A 19,744-nucleotide genomic window follows, 5' to 3' on the forward strand; every position below is an offset into this window, starting at 1 on the left:
ACCCGATGTTGTCGTAGCGGTTCCGTATGGTGGACAGGTGCCCGTTTCCCCCTCCACCGCGGCCGCAGGCGACGCCGAAACGGCCGCGGCGCCCACCGGTATCTCCGCGGCGCGCAAGCGCAAGAACCGTGCGATAGCTGCGGAAACGCGGATCGGATTGGTTCGGCGGGCACGCCGGATGAACCGTACCCTCGCCGCGGCCTTCCCCGACGCGCACTGCGAGCTGGATTTCACCACGCCGCTGGAGCTGGCCGTGGCGACGATCCTGTCGGCCCAGTGCACCGACGTCCGCGTGAACCTCACCACTCCCGCGCTGTTCGCCAAGTACCGCAGCACGCGCGACTACGCCGAGGCCAACCGGGCCGAGCTGGAGGAATACATCCGGCCGACGGGGTTCTACCGGAACAAGACCAGTTCGCTCATCGGGCTCGGCCAGGCGCTGGTCACCGAATTCGACGGTGAGTTGCCTCACACCATGCCGGAACTGGTCAAGTTGCCCGGCATCGGACGCAAGACTGCGAACGTCATCCTCGGTAACGCCTTCGATGTGCCGGGAATCACGGTCGACACTCATTTCGGCAGGCTGGTGCGCCGCTGGAAGTGGACCGAGGACGAGGATCCGGTCAAGGTCGAACACGCGGTCGGCGAGCTGATCGAGCGCAAGGAGTGGACGATGCTCTCGCATCGGGTGATCTTTCACGGTCGCCGGGTGTGTCATGCGCGCAAGCCGGCGTGCGGCGCCTGCGTACTCGCCAACGATTGCCCGTCGTTCGGGATCGGGCCGACCGATCCGGTGGCCGCCGCCGATCTGGTCAAGGGGCCTGAGCGCGAGCACCTGCTCGATCTGGTCGGCCTGTGAGTGATCCCGCCGGGCCGTCGCCGGTGCGACGGCCCGCGGTCCGCTGGGCGCTGGCCGCGCTGATCCTGGTCGTCGCCGCGGCGGTGGCGCTGTGGCCGCGTGGTGGTTCCGAGAACGCTGGCCCGTCCGCGCCGCGGGCCGAGCAACCGGCGACCGCGTCGGCCGAGCAGCGGGCCGCGGCGGGTCTGGCGCCGTGCCCGGCCCCGGCCCAGCCGACCGGATCGGGTCCGCTGGCCGGGATCACCCTGAACTGCCTCGCCGACGGCGCGCCCGTCGACCTCGCCGCCGCGCTCGGCGGCAAGCCCGCGCTGCTCAACCTGTGGGCGTACTGGTGTGGTCCGTGCGCCGTCGAGCTGCCCCACCTGCAGGAATTCGCGCAGCGCGCGGGCTCGCAGCTCACCGTGCTCACCGTGCACAGCGATCCCGACGAGGTGAAGGCGCTGTCGCGGCTGGACGGCCTCGGCATCACGCTGCCCGGAATCGAGGACCCGCGGGCGAGCGTGCGCACCGCCGTCGGCGCGCCCGCGGTACTCCCGGTGTCGGTGCTCGTGCGCGCGGACGGCACGATTGCCAGTGTCGAGGTTCGCACGTTCGCCGATGTCGCCGACATCGCCGACACGGTGGCCGAGGAGCTCGGCGTTCGGATCGCGGTATGACGAAGGACGTTGTGATGAACGGTGTACTACGGCTGGACGAGTCCGGCCTCCCGTCCTGGCTGACCGCCGCGATCCGGCACGGTGGCCCCGATGCCGACGACACCCTCGCCACCTCCCGCGCGCTGCGCCGGGCCATGTCGATCACCGGCAAGCCGCGCCAGGCCGCCGTGCTCGTGCTGTTCGGCGGCTCGCCGGAGGCCGACTCCGCCGCCCCGGGCGGGCTGCCCGCCGACGCCGACGTGCTGCTCACCCAGCGCGCGTCCACCATGCGGCAGCATCGCGGCCAGGTCGCGTTCCCCGGTGGCGCCGAGGACCCGGGCGACGACGGCCCGATCGGCACCGCGCTGCGTGAGGCCGCCGAGGAGACCGGCCTCGACCCGGCGGGCGTGCAGCCCTTCGCGATGCTGCCGAAACTGTTCGTACCGCCGTCGAAGTTCGACGTGACCCCGGTCCTCGGCTACTGGCGAGCACCGAGCGCGGTCGGCGTCGTCGATCAGGCGGAAACCGAGCGTGTCGTCCGTATTCCGCTGACCGAATTGCTCGATCCGGCACACAGATTCATGGTGCGTGGCAGTCTCGGCTACCAGAGTCCCGCGTTCCAGGTCGACGGCATGCTGGTCTGGGGGCTCACCGGCGGTATCCTCGCCGGAATCATCAAAACGGCTGGGTGGGAAAGAGACTGGGATCGGGGCGACGTGCGTGACTTGGAGAGCTCGTTGGCTGCGGTCGGAATGACCCTGTGAGCCCGTCGGTATGGCTCGATATCGCGGTGGTGCTGATCGCGTTGGTCGCGGCGTCCACCGGCTGGCGGCAGGGCGCGGTGGCCTCGGCGCTGGCGTTCTTCGGCGTCGCGCTCGGCGCGGTCGCCGGCATTCTGATCGCGCCACACATCCTCAAACACCTCAGTGAGGGGCGCAGCCGGTTGCTCGGCGGCATCCTGCTGATCGTGCTGCTGGTGATCGTCGGTGAGGTCGCGGGCATGGTGCTCGGCCGGGCCGCGCGCACCGGCATCCGGCATCCGGCCGCGCGCAGCGTGGACAGTGTGGTCGGTGCCGTCCTACAGGCGGCGACCGTGCTGGTCGCGGCGTGGCTGCTCGCGCTGCCGCTGGCCACCGCGTCCCAACCGGGGGTCGCGGCCGCCATCAACGGGTCGCGAGTGCTCGCCGACGTCAACTCGGTGGCGCCGCAGTGGCTGCGCAAGCTGCCCAACGAATTCTCCAAGCTGCTCGACACGTCCGGGCTGCCGGATGTCATCGGGCCGTTCGGCCGGGCGCCGATCGCCGCGGTCGAACCGCCGGACGCGAGCGTGCTCGCCAGTCCGGTCGCGGCTTCGCTCCAGCAGAGCGTGTTGCGCATCCGCGGTGTCGCGCCCAGTTGCCAGCGGGCGCTCGAGGGCTCCGGCTTCGTCGTCGCGCCGGAACGGGTGATGACCAACGCGCACGTCGTCGCGGGCACCACGAGCGTGTCGGTCGACACCGCGCGCGGGCCGATGGAGGCCAGCGTGGTGCTGTTCGACCCGTCCAAGGACATCGCGGTCCTCGCCGTGCCGGGTCTGACCGCGCCGGTCGTGCCGCAGGCGCCGGAGGCGGCGAGCTCGGGGGAGAGCGCGATCGTGCTCGGCTACCCCGGTGGCGGCCCGTACACCGCCAGCGCCGCCCGTGTCCGCGAGACCCTCGACCTCACCGGCCCGACGATCCACCGGGACGGCACCGTCGAGCGCGAGGTGTACACCGTGCGCGGTCAGGTCAGGGCCGGCAACTCGGGCGGACCGCTGGTCGACACCGAGGGCCAGGTGCTCGGCGTGGTCTTCGGCGCCGCCGTCACCGACGACGACACCGGCTACGTGCTGACCCTGCGCGAGATCGCCCCCGAACTGGCGGCCGCGCAGACCAGCGGGAGCCCGGTTCCCACCGGTGCGTGCGTCCTGAGCTGAGCGCGGATCGTCCCGGGCGGCCACCGGCTGCCCGGGACGAACTCGGTCAGGGCGAGACCAGGCCGTCCTTGGGCGAGCCGTTGACGCCGTTCTGTTCGCGCCAGCGGGTGGTCAGCACCTCGTTGACCTTGCCGGGGTTCTCCTGGTGGGCGTAGTGCCCGGCCCGCGGGATCGACACCAGCGTCCGATCCGGCGACAGCCGCGCCCCACGGTGGAACGTGGTCGGCAGCAGGTAGGGATCGTGTTCGCCGCGCAGCCCGAGGACCGGGATGTCGATCGGCGTGCGCATGGTGGCCATGAACCGCTTGCCGTCGGGCCGCCACTGACTGCGGAAGGCCCAGCGCTGGTATTCCAGCGCGCTGTGCGCGGCGCCGGGAATGCGGATGGCGGTGCGCATCCGCGCCGCGGTCTCGGCGAATTCGGCCGTGCGTGACCAGGATTCACCGACCCGCTCGCGGAGCAGCCGCTCCACCTCGGCGCCGTCGCGGCGGGTGAGCAGGTGCTCCGGATAGCGCGGCAGCTGGTAGCGCAGGAAATCCGGCAGCCAGGTGCGGCGCTGCGCCGGATCGCGCAGGACCGCGCTCTTCAACGCCGCCGGGTGCGGCGAACTCACCAGGGCGATCGAGCGGACCAGCCGGGGATGCAGCACGGCGGTGGCCCAGCAGACCAGGCCGCCCTCGGCGTGCCCGACGAGCGTGGCCTCGGTGTGGCCGAGCGCCCGGATCAGGCCGGCGATGTCACCGGCGAGGGTCCAGCCGTCGTAACCGCGCGGTGGTTTGTCGGTGTCGCCGTAGCCACGCAGGTCGACGGCGACGGGGCGGTACCCGTGCTCGGTGAGCCCGGTCAGCTGGTGCCGCCACGACCACCAGAAGTCGGCGAAGCCGTGCAGCAGCAGCACCAGCGGGGCATCGGCGCGGTCCGTTCCGTCGGCTTCGACGACGTGGAAGCGGATCCCGTTGGCGTGCACGTCCCGGTGGGTCCACGGTCCGTCGTAACGGACGCTGGACGGATCCGGGAATGAGTTGGACGACACGCCGATCGAGCCTAGTAGGCGGGTCCGGCCGTCGCGACCGGGCCCGCCCGGCGCGTCATCGACGGGTCGACTTCTCCAGCGCGGGAGCGGGCTCGCTGTGGGTGAGCGCCGCGGGCAGCACCTCGGCCGTCTGCTTGAGCGAGTTGATCGTCTTCTCCGGCGCCCGCAGCTTGCGGACCTTGAGCCAGCCGAGCAACGCGAGCAAGGCCGTCGTGATCACCATCAGCACGAACACGATCAGGAACGCGGCCCAGCGGTACAGCCACACGTCCAGCAGTTCGGCGAGGAAGAAGAAAAAGAAGAACGAGCTGAACAGCAGCACGGTCAGCGCGAGAATGAAGAACACGCTGCCGGTGAGTCCCTTACGGACCTCGGCGGTGACCTCGGCCTTGGCCAGCGCGACCTCGGCGCGGACCAGTGTGGACATCTGTTCGGTCGCATCGCGGACGAGGCTGCCGAAACTCGCCGATCCGGGCGGGTTGGCGTCGGTCAACGGGATGGAAGTGACCGTGCGACCGTCATTTCCGCCTTGGGTGTAACTCACTTCGTCGACCCTTCTCCCTGTCCTGGCACTACTAGGCCTCACTGTCCGGTTGTAGCTCGTCCGCTTCGCGGCGCGCCTGGTGCACACGTCCTCGGCGCAACAGTAGCGCCGATCCGAGCAGCGATGCTGCCATGGAGGTCACCAGGACGGCGGCCTTCGCCAGATCGATGGCGTCGTCACCGACATCGGCCAGGGCGAGTTCCGCCACCAGCAGGCTAACGGTGAACCCGATCGCGCCCAGTACCGACAGGGCGAACATGTCGCGATATTCCAGCCCCACCGGTCGTTTCGCCACGCCGAACCGGATCGCGAGCCAGCTGATCCCGAAGATGCCGATCGTCTTGCCGAGCAGCAGTCCGAGGATGATCGCCAGCGACAACCGATCGGTGAACAGCGAGCCGAACACCGCGGCGTCGAGCGGAACGCCGGAGGCGAACAGCGCGAACAGCGGCACGCAGATGCCCGCCGAGATCGGCTGCACGACATGCTCGAGATGGGTGGCGGGCGCCATCTTCTCGCCCGGGTCCTTGCGCACTCTGGTGAGCAGTCCGAGTGCCACACCGGCCAGCGTGGGATGGATGCCCGCCTCGTGCAGCGCGTACCAGCAGACCAGCGCGACCGGCACATAGAACAGCGGTGTGTGCAGCCGCTGCCGCTGCGCCAGCGCCCAGGCCGCGCAGCAGGCCAGCGCGACCCCGAGCCACAGCATCGACAGCGACGCGGTGAACAGCACCGCGATGAGGATGATCGCGAGCAGATCGTCGACCACGGCCAGGCTCAGCAGGAACACCCGCGCGCTGGCGGGAATGCGCGAGCCGGTCATGGCGAGGACCGCGAGCGCGAAGGCGATGTCGGTGGCGACCGGGATCGCCCAGCCGTTGTCCATACCGGGCACACCGTGGCCGACCGTGATCGCGATCAGCGCGGGGGTGACGACGCCGCCGACGGCGGCGATGATCGGCAGCGCGGCCCGCTTCGGGTCGGCCAGCTCGCCGACGACGAACTCGCGTTTGAGCTCCAGCCCGGCGACGAAGAAGAAGATCGCGAGCAGCCCGTCCTTGGTCCAGTCGGCCAGGGTGAGATCCAGGTGCAGCGCGGGGATGCTGAGCCGGGTGTCGACCATCGTCTGATAGCTCGCGCCCCAGGGCGAATTGACCCAGATCAGCGCGACGGCGGCGGCGATGAGCAGCAGCGCGCCACCGACGGTCTCGGTGCGGAGATAGCGGGTGAGCTCGGAACGAACACGGGTGATCACAGGGGGCCTTTCGGCGGGGTCGACGGCGCTGCGGGCGCTCATCCACCCGGCGGTACCTGGAGATTCACGACCGCATGCCGACCAGTCTTCCCGGCACACCTGAACGCAATTCTAACGGACACGGCCGGTGACATCCGATGCCACCGGCCGTATCCTGCGCGTTCGCGGCGCGCCCCGCCTCAGTTGCCGCCGGCCCGAATCGCCTCGAAAACGCCCGGATCGACCAGGGTCGAGGTGTCGCCGAGTTCGCGGCCCTCGGCCACATCGCGCAGCAGCCGTCGCATGATCTTGCCGCTGCGGGTCTTGGGCAGCTCGGGCACGATGTGGATCTCGCGCGGCTTGGCGATCGGGCTGATCTCCTTGGCCACCTCGGCCTTCAGCTCGTCGACCAGGCCGTCGCCCGCCCGGCCCGCCGAGTCACCGGTGAGGATGACGAAGGCGACGATCCCCTGCCCGGTGGTCGCGTCGCTGGCGCCGACGACGGCGGCCTCGGCCACGGCCGGGTGCCCGACGAGGGCGGACTCGACCTCGGCGGTGGAGATGCGGTGGCCGGACACGTTCATCACGTCGTCGACCCGGCCGAGCACCCAGAGGTCGCCGTCGGCGTCGAGCTTGGCGCCGTCGCCCGCGAAGTACCAGCCCTGCTCGGCGTAGCGCTCCCAGTAGGTGGCCCTGTACCGCTCCATGTCGCCCCAGATGCCGCGCAGCATCGACGGCCACGGCTTGTCCAGCACCAGGTAGCCGTTGGCCTCGGTCTCGCCGAGCTGGACCGGCTTGCCCTCCTCGTCGACCACCGTCGCCGAGATACCGGGCAGCGCGCGCATGGCCGCGCCGGGCTTGGCCGCGGTGACGCCGGGCAGTGGGGAGATCATGATGGCGCCGGTTTCGGTCTGCCACCAGGTGTCGACGATGGGGGTTTTGTTGGCGCCGATGACGTCGCGGTACCAGCGCCAGGCTTCGGGGTTGATCGGTTCACCGACGGAGCCGAGCAGGCGCAGGGTGGACAGATTGTGGGCGTCGGGGATCTCGCGTCCCCATTTCATGAAGGTGCGGATGAGGGTGGGGGCGGTGTAGTAGATGGTGACGCCGTACTTCTCGATGATGTCGAAGTGGCGGTGTTCGTTGGGGGAGTTGGGGGTGCCTTCGTAGACGACCTGGGTGGCGCGGTTGGCCAGTGGTCCGTAGACGATGTAGCTGTGTCCGGTGACCCAGCCGATGTCGGCGGTGCACCAGTAGACGTCCTGGCCTGCTTTGTGGTCGAAGACGTTGTGGTGGGTGTAGGCGGCTTGGGTGAGGTAGCCGCCGGTGGTGTGCAGGATGCCTTTGGGTTTTCCGGTGGTGCCGGAGGTGTAGAGGATGAAGAGGGGGTGTTCGGCGGGGAAGGGCTGTGCCTCATGGGACGGCGAAGCGTTGCCGACGGTTTCGTGCCACCACAGATCGCGGCCATCGGTCCACGGCACCTCGGTGCCGACCCGGCGCACGACGAGCACGTGCTCCACCGAGGACGGCACATCGCCCTTGGCCGCGAGCGCCTCGTCGACGGCCTCCTTGAGCGGGGCGGGCTTACCACGCCGCCACTGCCCGTCGGTGGTGATGATCAGCCGGGCCTCGGCGTCGTCGACGCGCTGCCGCAGGGCCGTCGGCGAGAACCCGGCGAAGACGACCGAATGGGTGAGCCCCAGCCGCGCGCAGGCCAGCATCGACACGATCGCCTCGGGCACCATCGGCATGTAGATCGCCACGCGATCACCCGCCTCGAGGCCGAGCTCGGTCAGGTAGTTCGCGGCGCGGGAGACCTCTTCGAGCAGTTCGCGATAGGTGATGTCGCGTGAGTCGCCGGGTTCGCCTTCCCAGTGGATGGCGACCTGGTCGCCGTGTCCGTCGATGACGTGGCGGTCGACGCAGTTGTAGGCGACGTTGAGCTCGCCGTCGGCGAACCAGCGCGCGACCGGGGCGTCGCTCCAGTCCAGTACCTGGGTGAAGGGCGTGTGCCAGTGCAGCCGGTTCGCCTGCTCGGCCCAGAAGCCGTCACGGTCGGTCTCGCCGCGCTCGTAGAGGTCGGCGCCCGCGTTGGCGGAGGCGGCGAACTCCGCGCTCGGGGGATACGAATCCTGGTGTCCTGCAGCGGTTTCGGTCATGTCGAATCAGCCTCACATGCCTGGTGCGGTCGGGTCGGTCGCGCGGGGCTCACCCCTGCTCCCCCGAGCGTAGTCAACCCGGCCGCGCTGTCGTCGGCGTTGTGTCGGCCAGGTTTCGGCATGGTCAATCGGGGCCGGTTCATCCGATGACTTCGCGGACAGACCGGCCGGTCGCGGGCTATCGTTTTAAATCAACCGTTCAGCTGATGGTTCCGAGAATTGTTCATTTTTTTCTGCCGAGCATGAGGGGCTCGGCATTTTTTCCTGCGTTTCCGTCGAGTAACCGTACTGATACATGTGAAGCGAAAAAGGCTCGGTTCACTGAAAAACCGGGCCGAAGTGGCTAACCTCCGAGCGTTATGCCACGGGAATCGAACCGGGAGAGAGCGTTGAGATTCATCAGAGCGACCGCGCTGATCGCAGCGGGCCTGGCGGCCACCAGCCTCGGCCTGACCGCGTGCTCGTCCGACGACAGTGCCGACGCGAGCATTGTCACCACCAACGCGGGGGAACCGCAGAATCCGTTGGTACCGACCAACACCAACGAGAACATGGGCGGTCGCGTCGTCGACCGTTTGTTCGCCGGGCTGAAGTACTACGACGCCACCGGTGAGGCGCACGACGAGATGGCGGAGAAGATCGAGACCGCCGATCGCAAGTCGTACCGGATCACCATCAAGCCGAACTGGAAGTTCACCGACGGCACCACGGTGACCGCCAAGTCCTTCGTCGACGCGTGGAACTACGGCGCGCTCGCCTCCAATGCCCAGCTGCAGAGTTACGTGTTCACCCCCATTGTCGGATTCGACGAGGTGAATGCCGAACAGCCCAAGGCGCAGACGATGGCGGGCCTGAAGGTGGTCGACGACCGCACTTTCACCGTCGAACTCAAATCCCCCTCGATCGATTTCGAGAGCGCGCTCGGCTACGCGCCGTTCTATCCGCTGCCCGACGCCGCCTTCAAGGACATGAAGGCCTTCGGCGAGAAGCCGATCGGCAACGGCCCCTACGCCTTCGGTTCGTGGGAGCACAACGTCAAGATCGACTTGACCCCCAACCCGGAGTACCCCGGCGGCCGCCCGGCCAAGAACAAGGGCCTGCGGTTCGTCATGTACCAGTCCTTCGACACCGCCTACGCCGATCTCCAGGCGGGCAATCTCGATACCCTCGACACCATTCCCGACAGCGCGCTGACCTCCTACAAGAGCGACCTGGGCGACCGCGCGATCACCAAGCCGACCGCGCAGAACCAGCACATCGGCATCCAGACCAGCGTGCCGCATTTCGGTGGCGAGGAAGGCGTGCTGCGCCGCAAGGCGATCTCGATGGCGATCAACCGCCCGCAGATCATCGACAAGATCTTCAACGGATTGCGCATTCCCGCGCGCGATTTCACCGCATCGACGCTGCCCGGCTTCGACGGCAACCTGCCGGGCTCGGAAGTGTTCGACTACAACCCCGACCAGGCCAAGAAGCTGTGGGCGCAGGCCGACGCGATCTCGCCGTGGTCGGGCAAGTACACGATCACCTACAACTCCGACGGCGGTCACCAGGCCTGGATCGAGGCCGTGGCCAACAGCGTGAAGAACACCCTCGGGATCGACGCGGTGGCCAACCCGGTACCCACGTTCAAGAATGTGCGTGACGCGGTGAACGCCAAGACCATCGGCACCGCCTTCCGCTACGGCTGGCAGGGCGACTACCCGACGATGATGCAGTTCCTGTCCTCGCAGTACTACAGCTACTCCGACACCAACAATGTCGACTACAACAACCCGGAGGTGGACCGCCTCTTCGACGCCGCCATGGCCGCGCCGACCCAGCAGGAGTCCTACAAGCTGATCGCCCAAGCGCAGACGATCATGATCAAGGACATGGCCGACATCCCGGTGTTCGACTATGTCGCCGCCGCGGGCCGATCCGACCGGGTGACCAAGGCCGAGCTGGCCTGGAACGGTCTGTTCGACTTCGAGAACATCGAGAAATAACACTCGGAACTGGGCCGGGCCACGGTAAGTGGCTCGGCCCCAGTCGTTTTCGGAGGAAAGATGGCTTGGTACATACTTCGGCGCCTGCTCCAGATGATCCCGGTGTTCCTCGGCGCGACGCTGCTGATCTACGCGATGGTGTTCCTGATCCCCGGTGACCCGATCAAGGCGCTGGCCGGGGAGAAACCGCTGACCCCGGCGGCCGAGGCGGCACTGCGCGCCCGGTATCACCTCGATCAGCCGTTCATCGTGCAATACCTGCACTATCTGAAGGGGATTCTCACCCTCGATTTCGGTACCTCGTTCTCGGGCAGGCCGGTGCGCGAGGAACTCCAGCGCGCCTTCCCGATCACGATCAAACTCGCGTTTCTCGCTGTCCTCATCGAGGGCCTGTTCGGTATCGTGTTCGGCCTGATCGCGGGCCTGCGCAAGGGCAAGCTCTTCGATTCGACCATGCTGATCGCCAGCCTGGTGATCATCGCGGTGCCGGTGTTCGTCGTCGGCTATCTGGCGCAGTTCTTCCTCGGGGTGAAATGGGGGATCGCGCCGGTCACCGTCACCGGCAACGCGAGCCTGGGGGAATTGCTCGTCCCGGCATTCGTGCTCGGGTCGCTGTCGTTCGCCTACGTGCTGCGGTTGACCCGTAACTCGGTGGCGGAGAACAAGACCGCCGACTACGTGCGCACTGCGACGGCGAAGGGGCTGGGTCGCAGGCGGGTGGTCACCGTGCACATCCTGCGGAATTCGATGATCCCGGTGGTCACGTTTCTCGGCGCCGATTTCGGCGCGCTGATGGCGGGCGCCATCGTCACCGAGGGCATCTTCAACATTCCCGGTGTCGGCGGCACCATGTACCAGGCGATCACCCGCGGCGAGCCGCCGACGGTGGTGTCGTTCGTGACGGTGCTCGTCGTGGTGTTCCTGCTGACCAACCTGTTCATCGACCTGCTCTACGCCGCGCTGGACCCGAGGATCCGTTATGCATGAGAGCCAACAGCATTACGTGGCCCCCGCCGACGAGGTGGAAGTGCTGGCCACCGACCGGGTGGTCGACACGGGCACGCCGACCAGCATCTGGGGTGACGCGTGGCGGCGGTTGCGCCGTAATCCGGTGTTCCTGGTCGCGGTCGTGCTGATCGTGCTGGTGCTGCTGGTCGTGGTGTGGCCGTCGCTGTTCACCAGCCAGGACCCGAAGCTGTGCCTCGGCGAGTTCGGCATGGACGGCCCCCGTCCCGGTCACCCGTTCGGGTTCGACAAGCAGGGCTGCGACGTCTACGCGCGCACGATCTACGGCGCGCGGGCATCGGTCAGCGTCGGGATCGGAGCGGCGATGCTGTTCCTGCTGGTCGGCGGGATTCTCGGCGCGCTGTCGGGATTCTTCGGCGGCTTCCTCGACACCGTGGTCTCGCGGATCGCCGAGGTCTTCTACGCCATCCCGATGGTGCTGGCGGCGATCGTGCTGCTGCAGCTGCTGCGGCCGACGACGGTGCTGACGGTGATCCTGATCCTCGTCGCGTTCACCTGGCCGCAGGCGGCGCGCATCGCCCGCGGCGCGGTGATCGAGGCCAAGAACAGCGAGTACGTCACCGCGGCCAAGGCGCTGGGCGTGTCGCGGCTGGGGACCCTGATGCGGCACGTGCTGCCGAACGCGGCGGGTCCGCTGATCGTGGTCGCCACGCTGTGGCTCGGCGTCTTCATCGTCACCGAGGCCACCCTGTCGTTCCTCGGTGTCGGCCTGCCGCCCGACATCGTGGCCTGGGGCGCCGATATCGCCCGCGCGAAGTACGAGATCCGTACCTCGCCGATCCTGTTCTACCCGGCGGCCGCGCTGGCCATCACGGTGCTGAGCTTCATCCTGCTCGGTGACGCGGTGCGCGACGCGCTCGATCCGAAGGAGCGCACCCGATGAGCGAGGCCACCCCACTGCTCGAGATCCGCGATCTCGACGTGTGTTTCACCACCGACGGCAAGCAGGTACCCGTCGTTCGCGGCGTGAATCTCACCGTCTTCCCAGGTCAGACCGTCGCCATCGTCGGTGAGTCGGGCTCGGGCAAATCGACGACCGCGCACGCGATCATCGACCTGCTGCCCGGCACCGGCAAGGTCACCGGCGGGCAGATCCTGTTCGACGGCACCGACCTCACCCAGGCGTCGGAGAAGGAGATCGTCGCGATCCGCGGCAACGGCATCGGCCTGGTCCCGCAGGACCCGATGTCGAACCTGAACCCGGTGTGGAAGATCGGCTTCCAGATCCGGGAGACGCTGGCGGCCAACGGCATCGCCACCGGCGACGCCGCCCGCAAGCGCGCGGTGGAACTGCTCGCCGAGGCGGGGATGTCGGACGCCGAGCGGCGGGTGAACCAGTATCCGCACGAGTTCTCCGGCGGTATGCGCCAGCGCGCGCTGATCGCGATCGGGCTGTCCTGCCGGCCCAAGCTGCTCATCGCCGACGAGCCGACCTCGGCGCTGGACGTCACCGTGCAGCGGCAGATCCTCGGTCATCTCGAACAGCTGACCGCCGAGCTCGGCACCGCGGTCCTGCTGATCACCCACGACCTCGGCCTGGCCGCGGAACGGGCCGAGCACCTGGTGGTGATGTATCGCGGCCGGGTCGTGGAATCCGGTCCGGCGCTGCAGATCCTGCGCGATCCGCAGCACGCGTACACCAGGAAACTGGTCAACTCGGCGCCGTCGCTGGCGGCGCAGCGGATGTCGTCGTCGCGGCAGCGGGCCGCCGTGCGGGCGCAGGCCGTCGAGGTGGCCGAGGCCGGGGACAATGTCGGCGACACTGTGCTCGAGGTGCGGAATCTGTCCAAGGCGTTCAAGATCCGTGGCAAGCGGCCGTGGCAGTCCACGGATTTCGTGGCGGTCGACGACGTGAGCTTCAGCGTCGACCGGGGGACGACCACCGCGATCGTCGGCGAGTCCGGTTCCGGCAAGTCGACTATCGCCCAGATGGTGCTCGGCCTGCTCGAACCGACCGCGGGCAGCGTGTCCTTCGACGGCAAGGACGTCGCCACGTTGGACCCCAAGGGCGCGTTCGCCTTCCGGCGTCGCGTGCAGCCGATCTTCCAGAACCCCTACGGCTCGCTCGACCCGATGTACTCCATCTTCCGCACCATCGAGGAGCCGCTGCGGGTGCACAAGATCGGCACCCCGGCCGAGCGGGAGGCGGTGGTGCGCGATCTGCTCGACAAGGTGTCGCTGCCGTCGTCGGTGCTGCGCCGGTATCCGAACGAGCTCTCGGGTGGGCAGCGTCAGCGGGTGGCGATCGCGCGGGCGCTGGCGCTCTCGCCCGAGCTGGTGGTCTGCGACGAGGCGGTCTCGGCGCTCGACGTGCTGGTCCAGGCCCAGATCCTCACCCTGCTCAACGATCTGCAGGCCGAGCTCGGCCTGACCTATCTGTTCATCACGCACGACCTGGCCGTCGTCCGGCAGATCGCCGACCACGTCCTGGTCATGCGGGCGGGCAAGGTCGTCGAGTCCGCGACCACCGACGAAGTGTTCGCGGCGCCGGAACAGGACTACACGCGGGCGCTGCTCGACGCGATCCCGGGCCGGGAGCTGCTCGCCGGGTGACGCGCGCCGACCCGGCTCCGCCGCGCGAAACGCCTCGTCCGCGCAGCTCACCGGCGTACCGTGAGCCAGGTCCGAGGTGGTGCGTGGTGGATCGCAGGGGTAGGAGACGCCGATGGATCGCATTCAGGCCGAACGGCAGGCCGAGCTGGAAGCGCGCAGGCGCCGGGCGCTGACCCCGGCCGCCAAGCGGTTGGCCGAGGAGCTGTGGCCGGACCGCACCTGGCCGGGGGTGCGCGGTCTGCACGTGGTCGTCGGGGGCGCGGTGGTCGGACGGTAGCCTCGTATGCCGTGACTGATCCGCTGCAGCCCCTGGTCGACCTGCCCGGCGTGCGTGAAGCCGCCGACAAGGCCCGCGACGCGCTCGCCGCGGTGCATCGGCACAAGTCGAACCGGCGTGGCTGGGCGACAACCGCCGCAGAGGCGGCCGTGCGCGCCGCGCGGTCCTCGGCCGCCATCGAGGGTGCGAGCACCGACCTGCCCGCCGACGGCAAGGTCAGCGATCCGGTGCTGGCCGGCGCGCTGCGGGTCGGGCAGGCGCTCGACGGTGACGCGCTGACGAATCTGGTCGGCACCTGGCAGCGCGCGCCGCTGCAGGCGCTGGCCCGGCTGCACCTGCTCGCCGCCGCCGACCTGGTCGCCGATGAGCAGGAACTCGGCAGGCCGCGCTCGACCCCCGGCGTCGCCGAGCGGCTGGATCTGCTGGTGCAGACCGTCCAGGCGAGCAAGGCGCCCGCGCCCGTGCTCGCGGCGGTCGTGCACGGTGAGCTGTTGTCGCTGCGACCCTTCGGCAGCGCCGACGGTGTCGTCGCGCGGGCGGCGTCGCGCCTGGTCACGGTGTCGAGCGGGCTCGACCCGCGCAGCCTCGGCGTGCCGGAGGTGTTCTGGCTGCGCCGCCGCCAGGCCTACTTCGACGCGGCCGCCGGGTTCGGGATGGGCACCCCGGAGGGGGTCGGCGGCTGGGTGCTGTTCTGCGCGGGCGCGCTCGAAGACGGTGCCAGAGAGGCGAACTCGATCGCCGACGCGGCCGCGGGCTGAGACCCACCCCCGGACATCGAAACGGGCGGCGTGCCGATTACTCGGCCTCACCGCCCGCTAGCACGGACAACCCGGTTACCAAGCGTGCTCGGTGGGTTGTGTTCGGTGGCCTCGGCGATCATCCGAACCCCGCCGGTTCATCCCCGCAACCTGTGCGAGGCGTTCGCCGACGACTGCCCGAATTTCGCAGGCCCACAACTCTGCTGCCCTTGTCGCGGCGCGCTCCGCGTGGGTGCCTGGCGTCCGTGCTGGGAAGGGTGGGATGGGAGGCGAAACCTTCTCTTCCGGCTCCGTCTTGGCCTTCCGTCCTTCCGTGACTCCATTCTTACACTGTGATGGCACTCACAGCAAGCGTATCGATGGCATCACCGGATACGACTATTTTCGGCGTGTCGCCGGGCGATTCGTGCTGGGGCGTCGCAGGTCAGCGACGTTTCCGCAGCAGTCGGTAACTGATCGCGCCGGCGATGATCGCGCTCACTCCGAGGGCCGCGGTGGCCGCCACGGTGGTGCTCGACGGCGCCTGGAAGCGCGACCACAGCGACACCGGATTGGAGAAGGTGAGCACCGGCCAGCCCCGGGCGACCGCCTCCTTGCGCAGCGCCCGGTCGGGGTTCACCGCCGTCGGGTGGCCGACCGCGCTCAGCATCGGCAGGTCGGTCACCGAATCGGAGTAGGCGTAGCACCGGGACAGGTCGTAACCCTCTGTCGCCGCCAGCTTTTCGATCGCCGCGACCTTGCCCTCGCCGTAGCAGTAGAACTCGATGTCGCCGGTGTACTTGCCGTCCTCGACGACCATCCTGGTCGCCTCGGTGTGCGAGGCGCCGAGCACCTCGGCTATCGGCGTGACGATCTCCTCGCCGGAGGCCGAGACGATCACCACGTCGTGTCCGCGGATCTTGTGATCGGCGATCAGATCGGCCGCCTCGGCGTAGATCAGTGGGTCGACCAGATCGTGAAGCGTTTCGGCCACAATCGATTTCACCTGCTCGACATCCCAGCCCGCGCACATGTTGGCGAGGTTTGCCCGCATTCGTTCCATCTGGTCGTGATCGGCACCGGAAAGCAGGAACAAAAAGTGCGCGTAGCTGCTCTCCAGCACGGCTCGGCGATTGAGCAGACCCTGTGCGTAGAACGGTTTGCTGAACACGAACGCGCTCGACTTCGCGATCACTGTTTTGTCGAGATCGAAGAAGGCAGCGACGCGTCCGCCCGGCACCGGCGCTCGGCCCGAAGGGGCGAGTCTTGTGTCCGGAAGCGGAGTCTGGTCGCGTTCGGCCGTCACGACAACAGAATAGGCACGCCGCGCGCGGCGCGCAGGAACCGCCCTTCCGGGGCGCCGCGAGAGTTTGCCCCGGGGACGCCGGAGGCCGCGAATCGCCGAAAGATGGTGGCGAACGCTACTTGCGCCTGCGCCGGGGGATAGGTGTAGTATTGCTGGCACCTGGACATGGTCCAGGCGCGTTCAGCCCGACCCCCCGGGGCTGAACCCGACGGCCCCAGCCTCCTCCCCCCCGGCTGGGGCCGTCCTCTATTTCCGGGTAGGTCGAATAAGTTCTCCACACCCCCGAGTTATCCACAATCGCGCGCTGACCGCTGTTGAGAAATTCCCGGCTCGGCCACGCTGAGCTGCATGAACCTCCTCGCCGCACCCTCCGCCACCGGACTCGCCCCCGCCCTGGTGCTCGTGCGCGATCCCCGGTTGCGCGCCGAAGTGCGCCGGGTCGCGGCGGCCGCCGAACGCGTCACCGACGAACGCGGCCTGCCCGTCGGGCGGCACGCGTGGTCGGGCGCGGGGCTGGTGATCCTCGACACCGCCGCCGCCACCGCGGCCGCCGCGGCGGGGTACCCGCGCCGGCCGGGGATCGTCCTCGTCACCGAGGGCGAACCCGCGGTACCCGACTGGCAGGCCGCCACCGCGGTCGGCGCGGAGCGGGTCGTCGCGCTGCCCTCGGGCGCGGTCACGCTGGTCGAGCAGTTCGCCGAGCACGCCGAGTCGAGGACCGGGGAAGGCGTGGTCGTCGCGGTCGCCGGGGCCGGCGGTGGCGCGGGCGCGTCGACGCTCGCGGCCGCCATCGCCCTGCGCGCCGCCGCGCGGAAGTTACGCCCGGACACGGTGCTGATCGACGGCGCTCCACTCGACGGCGGCATCGACCTGGTGCTGGGGATGGAGAACGTCGCGGGCTTGCGCTGGCCGGATCTGGTCATCGAGGACGGCCGGGTTTCCGCGGCCGCGCTGCACAGTGCGCTGCCTGCCGCGTCCGCCGGGCTGGCGGTGCTGTCGTGCGGGCGGCACGGTGCCGGGCGGCCACCGACCGAGCTCACCCCGGCCGCCGTGCGCGCGGTGATCGAATCCGGCAGGGCAGCAGGGGATCTGGTCGTCTGCGATGTGTCCGGTGAGCGTGGCCCGGCGGCGGACACGATGGTCGATGCCGCCGACCTGGTGGTCCTCGTCGTCCCCGCGCGGCTGCGCGCTGTCGCCGCCGCCGAAGTGGTGGCGGCCTACCTGGGCGCGCGAAATCCCAATCGGGGCTTGGTCGTTCGTGGTCCCGCGCCGGGTGGACTGCGTGGCGCCGAAGTCGCCGAGGTGCTCGGCCTGCCGCTGCTGGCCGCGGTGCGCGGGCAGGCGGGCCTTGCCGCGCGCCTGGAACGGGGTGGGCTCAGCGTGCGCAGGCGCGGTCCGCTGCGCGACGCCGCCGATTCCGTGCTGTCGATGGTGGGTGCGGCGCGATGACCACCTTCGTCACCGTCGAGCTGCTCGAGCGGGTGCGCGAACGGCTCGCCGAGCACCCGGGTGTCCCCGACGCGGCGCAGCTGGCCGCCGCGATCCGCGCCGAAGCGGGCGGCGTGCTCGCCGACACCGACCTGCTGCGGGCGCTGCGCCTGCTGCAGACCGAGATGACCGGGGCGGGCCTGCTCGAGCCGCTGCTGCACGATCCCCGAGTCGCCGATGTGCTCGTCACCGGACCCGACTCGGTATGGATCGACCGTGGTCACGGACTCGAGCGAACCGACGTCCAGTTCGCCGACGAGGCCGCGGTGCGCCGTCTCGCCCAGCGGCTCGCCCTCGCCGCGGGCCGCAGGCTCGACGACGCGCAACCCTGGGTCGACGGCAAGCTCACCGGCACCGAGGCGACCCTCGGCGACGCGTTCGGTGTCCGCCTGCACGCCGTCCTCGCACCCGTCGCGCACGACGGCACGTGCCTGTCCCTGCGCGTCCTGCGTCCCGCCACCCAGGGACTGCGCGCCCTGTCCGCCGCCGGCTCGGTGCCACCGGCCGCGCTCCAGCTGCTGACCGACATCGTTCGCGCCCGGCTGGCCTTCCTCGTCGTCGGCGGTACCGGCGCGGGCAAGACCACCCTGCTCTCGGCACTCCTGGCCGCGGTCGATCCGGCCGAGCGGATCATCTGCGTCGAGGACGCCGCCGAGCTGGCCCCCGTCCATCCGCACGTGGTGCGGCTGGTCGCCCGTACCGCCAATGTCGAGGGCGTCGGCGCGGTGACGGTGCGTGACCTGGTCCGCCAGTCGCTGCGCATGCGCCCCGACCGAATCGTCGTCGGCGAGGTGCGCGGCGCCGAGGTCGTCGACCTGCTCACCGCCCTCAATACCGGCCACGACGGCGGCGCGGGCACCGTCCACGCCAACTCGCCGCAGGAAGTCCCCGCCCGCCTGGAAGCGCTCGCCGCCCTCGGCGGCATGGACCGCGCGGCTCTGCACAGCCAGCTCGCCGCCGCCGTCCAGGTCGTCCTGCACGTCCACCGCCGCGCCGACGGCACCCGCGGCCTCCGCGAAATCGGCGTCCTCGAACGAACCGGCACCGGCATCCGCATCACCCCCGCCTGGCGCTCCGACGACGCCCCCACCCCCGCCGCCACCGAACTCGCCCGCCTGATCGAGGGGAGGCTCGGATGAGAACCACGGGGGCAGGGGCTTGGCCGGTCCGCCGCAACGGCGGTTCATCGCACGCACGTGGCTCGGGATCGGCTCGCAGTCAGCGCGAGTGTGCGTCCGAGGGGGCGCGGGCCGATAGTCGGCCGACTCGTGGGAAGGGCACGCCCCCGCAGGTCGGCGATGATTCGGGCCGGGATCGTGGTGGTGCGTTGATGCCGAGTACCGGTGTCGGCATGTGGCCGGTCCGCATCGACGCGGGGTCTTCGTGGGAAGTGGACACAAGCTCGGTGAACAGCGACCGGGGTGATGAGTCTGCTGCCGTGCGGTCCGGGATTCGGCAGGACTGCGAGAACGACGCGCGTCTGAATGCCGATGAACCTCCTGCTCAGGACTGTGATCCTGAGCAGGAGCGCGGCGCGCCCGAGACGTCGAATGGGAGTGCCTGCTTGTGGACGACCTGCGACAACACTGCGATCGCGCATTTTAGCGATCGGGTTGCGCTGCGTACCAGCGCGATTGGTGAACCCGCTGGCACGAGCACCGACGGCCGGTCGGATCGCGAGGGGGACGTATCGCCGATGCCCGGTGGCGCGTGGCACGGTTCGGGTGCCGGAGCGGGCCTGCTCTCGACGCGAACCCGAAGGGGCGGCGGAGCTGCTTGTACGGGTGCCGGCGTGTGGCCGGTCCGCGAGATAGACGCGTTCTCGCAGGTCGGAGATCATCCCTTCCGGGATCGGGATCGGGATCGGGATCGGGATCGGGATCGGGATCGGGATCGGGATCGGGATCGGGATCGGGATCGGGATCGGGATCGGGATCGGGATCGGGATCGT

The 19,744-nt window shown here is 69.5% G+C and carries 17 protein-coding genes; 12 read left to right on the forward strand and 5 right to left on the reverse strand.

The features are described 5' to 3' along the window. The first annotated feature begins 100 nt into the window (after positions 1-100). Genes nth through AB0L91_RS13650 form a run of 4 tightly spaced genes read left to right on the forward strand, consistent with a single transcriptional unit; the run spans position 101 to position 3,448 of the window. Positions 101-859, forward strand: coding sequence for an endonuclease III (gene nth, locus AB0L91_RS13635; RefSeq protein ID WP_365011293.1), 759 nt, complete (start codon positions 101-103; stop codon positions 857-859). After that, the gene (locus AB0L91_RS13640) at positions 856-1,515 is read left to right on the forward strand and encodes a TlpA disulfide reductase family protein (RefSeq protein ID WP_365009832.1); all 660 of its coding nucleotides are present in this window, start codon (positions 856-858) and stop codon (positions 1,513-1,515) included. Before nth ends, AB0L91_RS13640 begins: the two co-directional genes overlap by 4 nt. Further along, positions 1,512-2,258, forward strand: coding sequence for a CoA pyrophosphatase (locus AB0L91_RS13645; protein WP_365009835.1), 747 nt, complete (start codon positions 1,512-1,514; stop codon positions 2,256-2,258). Before AB0L91_RS13640 ends, AB0L91_RS13645 begins: the two co-directional genes overlap by 4 nt. Beyond that, the gene (locus AB0L91_RS13650; protein WP_365009838.1) at positions 2,255-3,448 is read left to right on the forward strand and encodes a MarP family serine protease; all 1,194 of its coding nucleotides are present in this window, start codon (positions 2,255-2,257) and stop codon (positions 3,446-3,448) included. Before AB0L91_RS13645 ends, AB0L91_RS13650 begins: the two co-directional genes overlap by 4 nt. A gap of 46 nt (positions 3,449-3,494) precedes the next feature. Here AB0L91_RS13650 and AB0L91_RS13655 read toward each other — a convergent pair whose 3' ends face one another. The 4 genes from AB0L91_RS13655 to acs form a co-directional block, all read right to left on the reverse strand. Further along, positions 3,495-4,481: an alpha/beta hydrolase gene (locus AB0L91_RS13655; protein WP_365009842.1), complete on the reverse strand. Its 987-nt coding sequence runs from the start codon at positions 4,479-4,481 to the stop codon at positions 3,495-3,497. A 55-nt stretch (positions 4,482-4,536) separates the two neighbouring features. Then, positions 4,537-5,025 (reverse strand): phage holin family protein, encoded by a 489-nt coding sequence (locus AB0L91_RS13660; RefSeq protein ID WP_355280906.1) that lies wholly within the window; start codon positions 5,023-5,025, stop codon positions 4,537-4,539. 31 nt (positions 5,026-5,056) lie between these two features. After that, the gene (nhaA, locus tag AB0L91_RS13665) at positions 5,057-6,322 is read right to left on the reverse strand and encodes a Na+/H+ antiporter NhaA (protein WP_365009844.1); all 1,266 of its coding nucleotides are present in this window, start codon (positions 6,320-6,322) and stop codon (positions 5,057-5,059) included. 137 nt (positions 6,323-6,459) lie between these two features. After that, positions 6,460-8,418, reverse strand: a complete 1,959-nt coding sequence (gene acs, locus AB0L91_RS13670) for an acetate--CoA ligase (RefSeq protein WP_365009847.1) — start codon at positions 8,416-8,418, stop codon at positions 6,460-6,462. A gap of 359 nt (positions 8,419-8,777) precedes the next feature. Between acs and AB0L91_RS13675 the strand changes: the two genes are divergently transcribed. The 6 genes from AB0L91_RS13675 (at position 8,778) to AB0L91_RS13700 (ending at position 15,020) form a co-directional block, all read left to right on the forward strand. Beyond that, the gene (locus AB0L91_RS13675; RefSeq protein ID WP_365009848.1) at positions 8,778-10,406 is read left to right on the forward strand and encodes an ABC transporter substrate-binding protein; all 1,629 of its coding nucleotides are present in this window, start codon (positions 8,778-8,780) and stop codon (positions 10,404-10,406) included. Positions 10,407-10,466: 60 nt separating this feature from the next. Continuing rightward, complete coding sequence (locus AB0L91_RS13680; RefSeq protein ID WP_355280901.1) at positions 10,467-11,393, forward strand: ABC transporter permease; 927 nt, start codon at positions 10,467-10,469, stop codon at positions 11,391-11,393. After that, positions 11,386-12,315 carry an ABC transporter permease gene (locus tag AB0L91_RS13685; RefSeq protein ID WP_355280900.1) on the forward strand — a complete coding sequence of 310 codons (930 nt, stop codon included), beginning with the start codon at positions 11,386-11,388 and terminating at the stop codon, positions 12,313-12,315. The genes AB0L91_RS13680 and AB0L91_RS13685 overlap by 8 nt, the downstream gene beginning before the upstream one ends. After that, on the forward strand, positions 12,312-13,985 hold the full coding sequence (locus AB0L91_RS13690) for an ABC transporter ATP-binding protein (RefSeq protein ID WP_365009852.1): 1,674 nt from the start codon (positions 12,312-12,314) through the stop codon (positions 13,983-13,985). The genes AB0L91_RS13685 and AB0L91_RS13690 overlap by 4 nt, the downstream gene beginning before the upstream one ends. 112 nt (positions 13,986-14,097) lie before the next feature. Next, positions 14,098-14,262: a hypothetical protein gene (locus AB0L91_RS13695; protein ID WP_355280897.1), complete on the forward strand. Its 165-nt coding sequence runs from the start codon at positions 14,098-14,100 to the stop codon at positions 14,260-14,262. A gap of 11 nt (positions 14,263-14,273) precedes the next feature. Continuing rightward, positions 14,274-15,020 carry an oxidoreductase gene (locus tag AB0L91_RS13700; protein WP_357346023.1) on the forward strand — a complete coding sequence of 249 codons (747 nt, stop codon included), beginning with the start codon at positions 14,274-14,276 and terminating at the stop codon, positions 15,018-15,020. Between the two features lie 424 nt (positions 15,021-15,444). Here the strand turns inward: AB0L91_RS13700 and AB0L91_RS13705 are convergent, their stop codons facing one another. After that, the gene (locus AB0L91_RS13705; RefSeq protein ID WP_355281017.1) at positions 15,445-16,239 is read right to left on the reverse strand and encodes an HAD-IB family hydrolase; all 795 of its coding nucleotides are present in this window, start codon (positions 16,237-16,239) and stop codon (positions 15,445-15,447) included. A gap of 414 nt (positions 16,240-16,653) precedes the next feature. On the opposite strand from AB0L91_RS13705, the gene ssd reads away from it, so the two are divergent. Together ssd and AB0L91_RS13715 are read left to right on the forward strand one after the other, a co-directional pair. Next, positions 16,654-17,754: a septum site-determining protein Ssd gene (ssd, locus tag AB0L91_RS13710; protein ID WP_365009855.1), complete on the forward strand. Its 1,101-nt coding sequence runs from the start codon at positions 16,654-16,656 to the stop codon at positions 17,752-17,754. Further along, positions 17,751-18,932, forward strand: coding sequence for a TadA family conjugal transfer-associated ATPase (locus tag AB0L91_RS13715; protein WP_365009856.1), 1,182 nt, complete (start codon positions 17,751-17,753; stop codon positions 18,930-18,932). Before ssd ends, AB0L91_RS13715 begins: the two co-directional genes overlap by 4 nt. Positions 18,933-19,744: the final 812 nt, after the last annotated feature.

It is taken from the genome of Nocardia sp. NPDC051833 (assembly GCF_040681225.1).
Classification (GTDB): Bacteria; Actinomycetota; Actinomycetes; order Mycobacteriales; family Mycobacteriaceae; genus Nocardia.

Coding starts and splice junctions, on each gene's coding strand:
- acs (WP_365009847.1), bottom strand. CDS start 8,418: ATGACCGAAACCGCTGCAGGACACCAGGATTCGTATCCCCCGAGCGCG.
- nhaA (WP_365009844.1), bottom strand. CDS start 6,322: ATGAGCGCCCGCAGCGCCGTCGACCCCGCCGAAAGGCCCCCTGTGATC.
- AB0L91_RS13645 (WP_365009835.1), top strand. CDS start 1,512: ATGACGAAGGACGTTGTGATGAACGGTGTACTACGGCTGGACGAGTCC.
- AB0L91_RS13680 (WP_355280901.1), top strand. CDS start 10,467: ATGGCTTGGTACATACTTCGGCGCCTGCTCCAGATGATCCCGGTGTTC.
- AB0L91_RS13685 (WP_355280900.1), top strand. CDS start 11,386: ATGCATGAGAGCCAACAGCATTACGTGGCCCCCGCCGACGAGGTGGAA.
- ssd (WP_365009855.1), top strand. CDS start 16,654: ATGAACCTCCTCGCCGCACCCTCCGCCACCGGACTCGCCCCCGCCCTG.
- AB0L91_RS13715 (WP_365009856.1), top strand. CDS start 17,751: ATGACCACCTTCGTCACCGTCGAGCTGCTCGAGCGGGTGCGCGAACGG.
- AB0L91_RS13690 (WP_365009852.1), top strand. CDS start 12,312: ATGAGCGAGGCCACCCCACTGCTCGAGATCCGCGATCTCGACGTGTGT.
- AB0L91_RS13675 (WP_365009848.1), top strand. CDS start 8,778: ATGCCACGGGAATCGAACCGGGAGAGAGCGTTGAGATTCATCAGAGCG.
- AB0L91_RS13695 (WP_355280897.1), top strand. CDS start 14,098: ATGGATCGCATTCAGGCCGAACGGCAGGCCGAGCTGGAAGCGCGCAGG.